The organism is Roseateles rivi (assembly GCF_043555845.1).
GTDB classification, from domain to species: domain Bacteria; phylum Pseudomonadota; class Gammaproteobacteria; order Burkholderiales; family Burkholderiaceae_C; genus Roseateles; species Roseateles rivi.
Genome location: NZ_JBIGHZ010000008.1, coordinates 1 through 11,653 on the forward strand (window position 1 = coordinate 1; position 11,653 = coordinate 11,653).

Genomic DNA, 11,653 nt, shown 5'->3' on the forward strand with positions numbered 1-11,653 from the left:
GGCGGCTGACGGAAGGTCAGGCGAGAGGTGGTTTGCAAGAGCTGCCGAGTTTTGAAAAAGAATTTTCAAAAAGTGCTTGACAAGAAGTTGATGGTGAGACAAAATCTCGCCTCTTCGCTGATCACTGAGTTGATTGGCGGCGGCCCTGAAGAGGGGTTTGCGTGTTCTTTAATAATTTACAGCCGATAAGCGTGGGCGTCTGAATGGAAGGCGAGCCTGGGTGGATGAGAGTTCACTGGGGCTTTAAAAACTTTAGGCGCTCACGGAAGTTAAGAATTGAGAGCTTTTGCAAGAAAGTTCTTGTTCGATTCCGTTGAGAGCAATCAAGATCGAACTGTAGAGTTTGATCCTGGCTCAGATTGAACGCTGGCGGCATGCCTTACACATGCAAGTCGAACGGCAGCACGGGAGCAATCCTGGTGGCGAGTGGCGAACGGGTGAGTAATGTATCGGAACGTGCCCAGTCGTGGGGGATAACTGCTCGAAAGAGCAGCTAATACCGCATGAGACCTGAGGGTGAAAGCGGGGGATCGCAAGACCTCGCGCGATTGGAGCGGCCGATATCAGATTAGGTAGTTGGTGGGGTAAAGGCCTACCAAGCCGACGATCTGTAGCTGGTCTGAGAGGACGACCAGCCACACTGGGACTGAGACACGGCCCAGACTCCTACGGGAGGCAGCAGTGGGGAATTTTGGACAATGGGCGCAAGCCTGATCCAGCCATGCCGCGTGCGGGAAGAAGGCCTTCGGGTTGTAAACCGCTTTTGTCAGGGAAGAAAAGGCTCTAGTTAATACCTGGAGCTGCTGACGGTACCTGAAGAATAAGCACCGGCTAACTACGTGCCAGCAGCCGCGGTAATACGTAGGGTGCAAGCGTTAATCGGAATTACTGGGCGTAAAGCGTGCGCAGGCGGCGATGCAAGACAGAGGTGAAATCCCCGGGCTCAACCTGGGAACTGCCTTTGTGACTGCATGGCTAGAGTACGGCAGAGGGGGATGGAATTCCACGTGTAGCAGTGAAATGCGTAGATATGTGGAGGAACACCGATGGCGAAGGCAATCCCCTGGGCCTGTACTGACGCTCATGCACGAAAGCGTGGGGAGCAAACAGGATTAGATACCCTGGTAGTCCACGCCCTAAACGATGTCAACTGGTTGTTGGGAGGGTTTCTTCTCAGTAACGTAGCTAACGCGTGAAGTTGACCGCCTGGGGAGTACGGCCGCAAGGTTGAAACTCAAAGGAATTGACGGGGACCCGCACAAGCGGTGGATGATGTGGTTTAATTCGATGCAACGCGAAAAACCTTACCTACCCTTGACATGTCTGGAATCCTGAAGAGATTTGGGAGTGCTCGAAAGAGAGCCAGAACACAGGTGCTGCATGGCCGTCGTCAGCTCGTGTCGTGAGATGTTGGGTTAAGTCCCGCAACGAGCGCAACCCTTGTCATTAGTTGCTACATTTAGTTGGGCACTCTAATGAGACTGCCGGTGACAAACCGGAGGAAGGTGGGGATGACGTCAGGTCATCATGGCCCTTATGGGTAGGGCTACACACGTCATACAATGGCCGGGACAGAGGGCTGCCAAAGCGCGAGCTGGAGCTAATCCCATAAACCCGGTCGTAGTCCGGATCGCAGTCTGCAACTCGACTGCGTGAAGTCGGAATCGCTAGTAATCGCGGATCAGCATGTCGCGGTGAATACGTTCCCGGGTCTTGTACACACCGCCCGTCACACCATGGGAGCGGGTTCTGCCAGAAGTAGTTAGCCTAACCGCAAGGGGGGCGATTACCACGGCAGGGTTCGTGACTGGGGTGAAGTCGTAACAAGGTAGCCGTATCGGAAGGTGCGGCTGGATCACCTCCTTTCTAGAGAAAAGTGGCAGCGAGCTGCGCAGTGACTGAGGTTGCTGCGGTGGAGAGCTGCACACGACAAAAGCCTGAAGTTCAGCGCGCTCACGCTTATCGGTTGTAGAGAAGACAACACGCAAGAAGTTCAGCAAGAGAGAGCGATAAAGAGTTGCAAGACACGTGTGAGCCTGGAAGGCCTGCGGCCGCGAAGAGGGCGCATGCGCTGTGGGGCACAAGCACTCGTGGGTCTGTAGCTCAGTCGGTTAGAGCACCGTCTTGATAAGGCGGGGGTCGCTGGTTCGAATCCAGCCAGACCCACCACGCGAGAAGAGACACGGGGGATTAGCTCAGCTGGGAGAGCACCTGCTTTGCAAGCAGGGGGTCGTCGGTTCGATCCCGTCATCCTCCACCAAGACTGCTGAACGAAAAAGCGCGAGACGGGAAGCGAAAGGGTTGACAAACCCGAGCGTCCGGCGCCGAGCGGTGCACCTGGTGTGTGCTGAGCGGTGTGGGGTGTTTGGGTTTGTCAGCGACTGGGCGACTGGTTGGCTGTTGTTCTTTAACAATTTGTAGAGTCGAATCAGCGTTGTGTGCGTTGGTGTTTTTGAATGCCAAGCGACACACGACATATTGATTGCGTCAACAAACTTCAATGATTTGAAGAACGGCATAACGCGAGATACTCAAAAAATTCACTCACGAGAGTGTGAGGTGAATCGGTCCTTGACGACGATGGCAGAGATGTCAAAGTTATAGGGTCAAGTGACTAAGTGCATATGGTGGATGCCTTGGCGATTACAGGCGACGAAGGACGTGATAGCCTGCGATAAGCTTCGGGGAGCTGGCAAATAAGCTTTGATCCGGAGATTTCCGAATGGGGAAACCCACCTCGCAAGAGGTAACGTACTCTGAATACATAGGGGTACGTGGCGAACCGGGTGAACTGAAACATCTCAGTAGCTCGAGGAACAGACATCAACCGAGATTCCGAAAGTAGTGGCGAGCGAAATCGGAGTAGCCCTCGTGATTTAGCAGTTGGCATATCAGAACGGAATGGAAAGTCCGGCCAAAGCGGGTGATAGCCCCGTATGAGAAATGTTGATTGTGGAACTAAGCACGAAAAGAGTAGGGCGGGACACGTGAAATCCTGTCTGAATATGGGGGGACCATCCTCCAAGGCTAAATACTCGTAATCGACCGATAGTGAACAAGTACCGTGAGGGAAAGGCGAAAAGAACCCCGGGAGGGGAGTGAAATAGATCCTGAAACCGTATGCATACAAAAAGTCGGAGCCGCAAGGTGACGGCGTACCTTTTGTATAATGGGTCAGCGACTTACATTCAGTGGCGAGGTTAACCGAATAGGGTAGCCGCAGGGAAACCGAGTCCGAATAGGGCGAATTAGTCGCTGGGTGTAGACCCGAAACCAGGTGATCTATCCATGGCCAGGATGAAGGCACCGTAACAGGTGCTGGAGGTCCGAACCGACTAGTGTTGCAAAACTAGCGGATGAGCTGTGGATAGGGGTGAAAGGCTAAACAAACCTGGAGATAGCTGGTTCTCTCCGAAAACTATTTAGGTAGTGCCTCAAGTATTACCTTCGGGGGTAGAGCACTGTATAGGCTAGGGGGTCATGGCGACTTACCAAACCTTAGCAAACTCCGAATACCGAAGAGTAGAGCTTGGGAGACAGAGCACCGGGTGCTAACGTCCGGACTCAAGAGGGAAACAACCCAGACCGCCAGCTAAGGTCCCTAAAATTGGCTAAGTGGGAAACGAAGTGGGAAGGCTAAGACAGTCAGGATGTTGGCTTAGAAGCAGCCATCATTTAAAGAAAGCGTAATAGCTCACTGATCGAGTCGTCCTGCGCGGAAGATGTAACGGGGCTAAGCCAGTTACCGAAGCTGCGGATGTGCAATTTATTGCACGTGGTAGGAGAGCGTTCTGTAAGCCTGAGAAGGTGGGTTGTGAAGCCTGCTGGAGGTATCAGAAGTGCGAATGCTGACATGAGTAGCGTTAAAGGGGGTGAAAAGCCCCCTCGCCGAAAGCGCAAGGTTTCCTACGCAACGTTCATCGGCGTAGGGTGAGTCGGCCCCTAAGGCGAGGCAGAGATGCGTAGCTGATGGGAAACAGGTCAATATTCCTGTACCGATCAATAGTGCGATGTGGGGACGGAGAAGGTTAGCTCAGCCGGGTGTTGGAAGTCCCGGTTCAAGCCTGTAGTCGTGCCTGGTAGGCAAATCCGCCAGGCTTAGATGAGGGGTGATAACGAGTCTGCTTGCAGACGAAGTGAGTGATACCCTGCTTCCAGGAAAAGCCACTAAGCTTCAGCTATTGACGACCGTACCGCAAACCGACACTGGTGCGCGAGATGAGTATTCTAAGGCGCTTGAGAGAACTCTGGAGAAGGAACTCGGCAAATTAACACCGTAACTTCGGAAGAAGGTGTGCCTTGAGTAGGTGAAGCTCTTCGCGAGTGGAGCCCAAAGAGGCCGCAGAGAATCGGTGGCTGCGACTGTTTATTAAAAACACAGCACTCTGCAAAGACGAAAGTCGACGTATAGGGTGTGACGCCTGCCCGGTGCTGGAAGATTAAATGATGGGGTGCAAGCTCTTGACTGAAGTCCCAGTAAACGGCGGCCGTAACTATAACGGTCCTAAGGTAGCGAAATTCCTTGTCGGGTAAGTTCCGACCTGCACGAATGGCGTAACGATGGCCACACTGTCTCCTCCAGAGACTCAGCGAAGTTGAAATGTTTGTGATGATGCAATCTCCCCGCGGAAAGACGGAAAGACCCCATGAACCTTTACTGTAGCTTTACATTGGACTTTGAACAGATCTGTGTAGGATAGGTGGGAGGCTTTGAAGTGAGGACGCTAGTTCTCATGGAGCCGACGTTGAAATACCACCCTGGTGTGTTTGAGGTTCTAACCTTGGCCCGTGATCCGGGTTGGGGACAGTGTATGGTGGGCAGTTTGACTGGGGCGGTCTCCTCCCAAAGCGTAACGGAGGAGTTCGAAGGTACGCTAGTTACGGTCGGAAATCGTGACGATAGTGCATTGGCATAAGCGTGCTTGACTGCGAGACTGACAAGTCGAGCAGGTACGAAAGTAGGACAAAGTGATCCGGTGGTTCTGTATGGAAGGGCCATCGCTCAACGGATAAAAGGTACTCTGGGGATAACAGGCTGATACCGCCCAAGAGTTCATATCGACGGCGGTGTTTGGCACCTCGATGTCGGCTCATCTCATCCTGGGGCTGTAGCCGGTCCCAAGGGTATGGCTGTTCGCCATTTAAAGAGGTACGTGAGCTGGGTTTAAAACGTCGTGAGACAGTTTGGTCCCTATCTTCCGTGGGCGCTGCAAGATTGAGAGAGCCTGCTCCTAGTACGAGAGGACCGGAGTGGACGCACCTCTGGTGTACCGGTTGTCACGCCAGTGGCATCGCCGGGTAGCTAAGTGCGGAAGAGATAACCGCTGAAAGCATCTAAGCGGGAAACTCGTCTCAAGATGAGTCTTGCCGGGGCCTAGAGCCCCCTGAAGGGTCGTTCGAGACCAGGACGTTGATAGGCTGGGTGTGGAAGACGTGTAAGCGTTTAAGCTAACCAGTACTAATTGCCCGTGAGGCTTGACCCTATAACTTTGACATTCACTGTCAGAGGACCGAAAGAGGTCTAGCGTGTATGACGCGTTCTTCAAGCGAAGCGCGACGCAGTCAATAGCAAAAGCTGATTCAAAGCCCGAGTAGGGCAGACTCTACAGATTGGGCACTCTCTTCAAAGCCAAGAGAGCGCCAAAAAGTTTAAGCCTGACGACTATAGCGAGTTGGCACCACCCCTTCCCATCCCGAACAGGACCGTGAAACGACTCAGCGCCGATGATAGTGCGGATTCCCGTGTGAAAGTAGGTCATCGTCAGGCTAATATCCCCAAACGCCCGGTCTAATACGATCGGGCGTTTGTTTCTCTAAAGGTGTGAGCACCTTTAGATGTGAGTGCTTTGATTGCAGAGCTCTGACATCTGAAGGTTGAGCGCGGCGGGTAAAGAAATTTATCTCGAAAGTGCTTGACAAGAAGTTGATGGTGAGACAAAATCTCGCCTCTTCGCTGATCACTGAGTTGATTGGCGGCGGCCCTGAAGAGGGGTTTGCGTGTTCTTTAATAATTTACAGCCGATAAGCGTGGGCGTCTGAATGGAAGGCGAGCCTGGGTGGATGAGAGTTCACTGGGGCTTTAAAAACTTTAGGCGCTCACGGAAGTTAAGAATTGAGAGCTTTTGCAAGAAAGTTCTTGTTCGATTCCGTTGAGAGCAATCAAGATCGAACTGTAGAGTTTGATCCTGGCTCAGATTGAACGCTGGCGGCATGCCTTACACATGCAAGTCGAACGGCAGCACGGGAGCAATCCTGGTGGCGAGTGGCGAACGGGTGAGTAATGTATCGGAACGTGCCCAGTCGTGGGGGATAACTGCTCGAAAGAGCAGCTAATACCGCATGAGACCTGAGGGTGAAAGCGGGGGATCGCAAGACCTCGCGCGATTGGAGCGGCCGATATCAGATTAGGTAGTTGGTGGGGTAAAGGCCTACCAAGCCGACGATCTGTAGCTGGTCTGAGAGGACGACCAGCCACACTGGGACTGAGACACGGCCCAGACTCCTACGGGAGGCAGCAGTGGGGAATTTTGGACAATGGGCGCAAGCCTGATCCAGCCATGCCGCGTGCGGGAAGAAGGCCTTCGGGTTGTAAACCGCTTTTGTCAGGGAAGAAAAGGCTCTAGTTAATACCTGGAGCTGCTGACGGTACCTGAAGAATAAGCACCGGCTAACTACGTGCCAGCAGCCGCGGTAATACGTAGGGTGCAAGCGTTAATCGGAATTACTGGGCGTAAAGCGTGCGCAGGCGGCGATGCAAGACAGAGGTGAAATCCCCGGGCTCAACCTGGGAACTGCCTTTGTGACTGCATGGCTAGAGTACGGCAGAGGGGGATGGAATTCCACGTGTAGCAGTGAAATGCGTAGATATGTGGAGGAACACCGATGGCGAAGGCAATCCCCTGGGCCTGTACTGACGCTCATGCACGAAAGCGTGGGGAGCAAACAGGATTAGATACCCTGGTAGTCCACGCCCTAAACGATGTCAACTGGTTGTTGGGAGGGTTTCTTCTCAGTAACGTAGCTAACGCGTGAAGTTGACCGCCTGGGGAGTACGGCCGCAAGGTTGAAACTCAAAGGAATTGACGGGGACCCGCACAAGCGGTGGATGATGTGGTTTAATTCGATGCAACGCGAAAAACCTTACCTACCCTTGACATGTCTGGAATCCTGAAGAGATTTGGGAGTGCTCGAAAGAGAGCCAGAACACAGGTGCTGCATGGCCGTCGTCAGCTCGTGTCGTGAGATGTTGGGTTAAGTCCCGCAACGAGCGCAACCCTTGTCATTAGTTGCTACATTTAGTTGGGCACTCTAATGAGACTGCCGGTGACAAACCGGAGGAAGGTGGGGATGACGTCAGGTCATCATGGCCCTTATGGGTAGGGCTACACACGTCATACAATGGCCGGGACAGAGGGCTGCCAAAGCGCGAGCTGGAGCTAATCCCATAAACCCGGTCGTAGTCCGGATCGCAGTCTGCAACTCGACTGCGTGAAGTCGGAATCGCTAGTAATCGCGGATCAGCATGTCGCGGTGAATACGTTCCCGGGTCTTGTACACACCGCCCGTCACACCATGGGAGCGGGTTCTGCCAGAAGTAGTTAGCCTAACCGCAAGGGGGGCGATTACCACGGCAGGGTTCGTGACTGGGGTGAAGTCGTAACAAGGTAGCCGTATCGGAAGGTGCGGCTGGATCACCTCCTTTCTAGAGAAAAGTGGCAGCGAGCTGCGCAGTGACTGAGGTTGCTGCGGTGGAGAGCTGCACACGACAAAAGCCTGAAGTTCAGCGCGCTCACGCTTATCGGTTGTAGAGAAGACAACACGCAAGAAGTTCAGCAAGAGAGAGCGATAAAGAGTTGCAAGACACGTGTGAGCCTGGAAGGCCTGCGGCCGCGAAGAGGGCGCATGCGCTGTGGGGCACAAGCACTCGTGGGTCTGTAGCTCAGTCGGTTAGAGCACCGTCTTGATAAGGCGGGGGTCGCTGGTTCGAATCCAGCCAGACCCACCACGCGAGAAGAGACACGGGGGATTAGCTCAGCTGGGAGAGCACCTGCTTTGCAAGCAGGGGGTCGTCGGTTCGATCCCGTCATCCTCCACCAAGACTGCTGAACGAAAAAGCGCGAGACGGGAAGCGAAAGGGTTGACAAACCCGAGCGTCCGGCGCCGAGCGGTGCACCTGGTGTGTGCTGAGCGGTGTGGGGTGTTTGGGTTTGTCAGCGACTGGGCGACTGGTTGGCTGTTGTTCTTTAACAATTTGTAGAGTCGAATCAGCGTTGTGTGCGTTGGTGTTTTTGAATGCCAAGCGACACACGACATATTGATTGCGTCAACAAACTTCAATGATTTGAAGAACGGCATAACGCGAGATACTCAAAAAATTCACTCACGAGAGTGTGAGGTGAATCGGTCCTTGACGACGATGGCAGAGATGTCAAAGTTATAGGGTCAAGTGACTAAGTGCATATGGTGGATGCCTTGGCGATTACAGGCGACGAAGGACGTGATAGCCTGCGATAAGCTTCGGGGAGCTGGCAAATAAGCTTTGATCCGGAGATTTCCGAATGGGGAAACCCACCTCGCAAGAGGTAACGTACTCTGAATACATAGGGGTACGTGGCGAACCGGGTGAACTGAAACATCTCAGTAGCTCGAGGAACAGACATCAACCGAGATTCCGAAAGTAGTGGCGAGCGAAATCGGAGTAGCCCTCGTGATTTAGCAGTTGGCATATCAGAACGGAATGGAAAGTCCGGCCAAAGCGGGTGATAGCCCCGTATGAGAAATGTTGATTGTGGAACTAAGCACGAAAAGAGTAGGGCGGGACACGTGAAATCCTGTCTGAATATGGGGGGACCATCCTCCAAGGCTAAATACTCGTAATCGACCGATAGTGAACAAGTACCGTGAGGGAAAGGCGAAAAGAACCCCGGGAGGGGAGTGAAATAGATCCTGAAACCGTATGCATACAAAAAGTCGGAGCCGCAAGGTGACGGCGTACCTTTTGTATAATGGGTCAGCGACTTACATTCAGTGGCGAGGTTAACCGAATAGGGTAGCCGCAGGGAAACCGAGTCCGAATAGGGCGAATTAGTCGCTGGGTGTAGACCCGAAACCAGGTGATCTATCCATGGCCAGGATGAAGGCACCGTAACAGGTGCTGGAGGTCCGAACCGACTAGTGTTGCAAAACTAGCGGATGAGCTGTGGATAGGGGTGAAAGGCTAAACAAACCTGGAGATAGCTGGTTCTCTCCGAAAACTATTTAGGTAGTGCCTCAAGTATTACCTTCGGGGGTAGAGCACTGTATAGGCTAGGGGGTCATGGCGACTTACCAAACCTTAGCAAACTCCGAATACCGAAGAGTAGAGCTTGGGAGACAGAGCACCGGGTGCTAACGTCCGGACTCAAGAGGGAAACAACCCAGACCGCCAGCTAAGGTCCCTAAAATTGGCTAAGTGGGAAACGAAGTGGGAAGGCTAAGACAGTCAGGATGTTGGCTTAGAAGCAGCCATCATTTAAAGAAAGCGTAATAGCTCACTGATCGAGTCGTCCTGCGCGGAAGATGTAACGGGGCTAAGCCAGTTACCGAAGCTGCGGATGTGCAATTTATTGCACGTGGTAGGAGAGCGTTCTGTAAGCCTGAGAAGGTGGGTTGTGAAGCCTGCTGGAGGTATCAGAAGTGCGAATGCTGACATGAGTAGCGTTAAAGGGGGTGAAAAGCCCCCTCGCCGAAAGCGCAAGGTTTCCTACGCAACGTTCATCGGCGTAGGGTGAGTCGGCCCCTAAGGCGAGGCAGAGATGCGTAGCTGATGGGAAACAGGTCAATATTCCTGTACCGATCAATAGTGCGATGTGGGGACGGAGAAGGTTAGCTCAGCCGGGTGTTGGAAGTCCCGGTTCAAGCCTGTAGTCGTGCCTGGTAGGCAAATCCGCCAGGCTTAGATGAGGGGTGATAACGAGTCTGCTTGCAGACGAAGTGAGTGATACCCTGCTTCCAGGAAAAGCCACTAAGCTTCAGCTATTGACGACCGTACCGCAAACCGACACTGGTGCGCGAGATGAGTATTCTAAGGCGCTTGAGAGAACTCTGGAGAAGGAACTCGGCAAATTAACACCGTAACTTCGGAAGAAGGTGTGCCTTGAGTAGGTGAAGCTCTTCGCGAGTGGAGCCCAAAGAGGCCGCAGAGAATCGGTGGCTGCGACTGTTTATTAAAAACACAGCACTCTGCAAAGACGAAAGTCGACGTATAGGGTGTGACGCCTGCCCGGTGCTGGAAGATTAAATGATGGGGTGCAAGCTCTTGACTGAAGTCCCAGTAAACGGCGGCCGTAACTATAACGGTCCTAAGGTAGCGAAATTCCTTGTCGGGTAAGTTCCGACCTGCACGAATGGCGTAACGATGGCCACACTGTCTCCTCCAGAGACTCAGCGAAGTTGAAATGTTTGTGATGATGCAATCTCCCCGCGGAAAGACGGAAAGACCCCATGAACCTTTACTGTAGCTTTACATTGGACTTTGAACAGATCTGTGTAGGATAGGTGGGAGGCTTTGAAGTGAGGACGCTAGTTCTCATGGAGCCGACGTTGAAATACCACCCTGGTGTGTTTGAGGTTCTAACCTTGGCCCGTGATCCGGGTTGGGGACAGTGTATGGTGGGCAGTTTGACTGGGGCGGTCTCCTCCCAAAGCGTAACGGAGGAGTTCGAAGGTACGCTAGTTACGGTCGGAAATCGTGACGATAGTGCATTGGCATAAGCGTGCTTGACTGCGAGACTGACAAGTCGAGCAGGTACGAAAGTAGGACAAAGTGATCCGGTGGTTCTGTATGGAAGGGCCATCGCTCAACGGATAAAAGGTACTCTGGGGATAACAGGCTGATACCGCCCAAGAGTTCATATCGACGGCGGTGTTTGGCACCTCGATGTCGGCTCATCTCATCCTGGGGCTGTAGCCGGTCCCAAGGGTATGGCTGTTCGCCATTTAAAGAGGTACGTGAGCTGGGTTTAAAACGTCGTGAGACAGTTTGGTCCCTATCTTCCGTGGGCGCTGCAAGATTGAGAGAGCCTGCTCCTAGTACGAGAGGACCGGAGTGGACGCACCTCTGGTGTACCGGTTGTCACGCCAGTGGCATCGCCGGGTAGCTAAGTGCGGAAGAGATAACCGCTGAAAGCATCTAAGCGGGAAACTCGTCTCAAGATGAGTCTTGCCGGGGCCTAGAGCCCCCTGAAGGGTCGTTCGAGACCAGGACGTTGATAGGCTGGGTGTGGAAGACGTGTAAGCGTTTAAGCTAACCAGTACTAATTGCCCGTGAGGCTTGACCCTATAACTTTGACATTCACTGTCAGAGGACCGAAAGAGGTCTAGCGTGTATGACGCGTTCTTCAAGCGAAGCGCGACGCAGTCAATAGCAAAAGCTGATTCAAAGCCCGAGTAGGGCAGACTCTACAGATTGGGCACTCTCTTCAAAGCCAAGAGAGCGCCAAAAAGTTTAAGCCTGACGACTATAGCGAGTTGGCACCACCCCTTCCCATCCCGAACAGGACCGTGAAACGACTCAGCGCCGATGATAGTGCGGATTCCCGTGTGAAAGTAGGTCATCGTCAGGCTAATATCCCCAAACGCCCGGTCTAATACGATCGGGCGTTTTGCTTTTGGG

The 11,653-nt window shown here is 53.1% G+C and carries 4 tRNA genes and 6 rRNA genes; all 10 read left to right on the forward strand.

What is annotated here, in order from left to right:
* Positions 1-331 precede the first annotated feature (331 nt).
* The 10 genes from ACG0Z6_RS16435 (at position 332) to rrf (ACG0Z6_RS16480) (ending at position 11,603) form a co-directional block, all read left to right on the forward strand.
* Positions 332-1,866, forward strand: a 16S ribosomal RNA gene (locus ACG0Z6_RS16435).
* Between the two features lie 226 nt (positions 1,867-2,092).
* Positions 2,093-2,169 (forward strand) — tRNA-Ile (locus ACG0Z6_RS16440).
* A 15-nt stretch (positions 2,170-2,184) separates the two neighbouring features.
* Positions 2,185-2,260, forward strand: a tRNA-Ala gene (locus ACG0Z6_RS16445).
* A 344-nt stretch (positions 2,261-2,604) separates the two neighbouring features.
* A 23S ribosomal RNA gene (locus ACG0Z6_RS16450) occupies positions 2,605-5,483 on the forward strand.
* Positions 5,484-5,654: 171 nt separating this feature from the next.
* A 5S ribosomal RNA gene (rrf, locus tag ACG0Z6_RS16455) occupies positions 5,655-5,767 on the forward strand.
* A gap of 400 nt (positions 5,768-6,167) precedes the next feature.
* Positions 6,168-7,702, forward strand: a 16S ribosomal RNA gene (locus ACG0Z6_RS16460).
* 226 nt (positions 7,703-7,928) lie between these two features.
* Positions 7,929-8,005: transfer RNA gene (locus ACG0Z6_RS16465), tRNA-Ile, on the forward strand.
* 15 nt (positions 8,006-8,020) lie between these two features.
* Positions 8,021-8,096 (forward strand) — tRNA-Ala (locus ACG0Z6_RS16470).
* Between the two features lie 344 nt (positions 8,097-8,440).
* A 23S ribosomal RNA gene (locus tag ACG0Z6_RS16475) occupies positions 8,441-11,319 on the forward strand.
* A gap of 171 nt (positions 11,320-11,490) precedes the next feature.
* Positions 11,491-11,603, forward strand: a 5S ribosomal RNA gene (gene rrf, locus ACG0Z6_RS16480).
* The 16S, 23S and 5S rRNA genes sit together here with 4 tRNA genes alongside, the layout of an rRNA operon.
* The last annotated feature ends 50 nt before the right edge of the window (positions 11,604-11,653 follow it).